Raw genomic sequence first — 242 nt, 5'->3', positions numbered from 1 at the left:
GCACTATATAACTCACGTGCTAATTCAGCAGATGCGGTGGTGTGGTCGATTAAAATGCTGCCTGGTTTGGCTGCAGACATAATGCCATTTTCGCCAAGGCATACAGCCCGTACATCTTGGTCGTTGCCCACACAAGTAATAATTACATCGGCTTGGGCGGCGGCTTCTGCTGGAGTAAAGGCTTGCGTGCCGGTGTATTGCTCTAACCAGCGTTTTGCTGTGGCATCGGTGCGGTTATACAC

At 50.8% G+C, this 242-nt stretch carries 1 protein-coding gene; it reads right to left on the bottom strand.

Features of this window, described 5'->3' with window-relative positions; genetic code table 11:
• Positions 1-242 (bottom strand): NAD(P)-binding domain-containing protein (locus Q4528_RS15570; RefSeq protein ID WP_303522622.1); only part of this gene is annotated, 242 nt, incomplete at both ends.

The organism is Staphylococcus pasteuri (assembly GCF_030547725.1).
Taxonomy (GTDB): domain Bacteria; phylum Bacillota; class Bacilli; order Staphylococcales; family Staphylococcaceae; genus Staphylococcus; species Staphylococcus pasteuri.
This window is presented reverse-complemented; position numbering and strand designations above follow the sequence as displayed.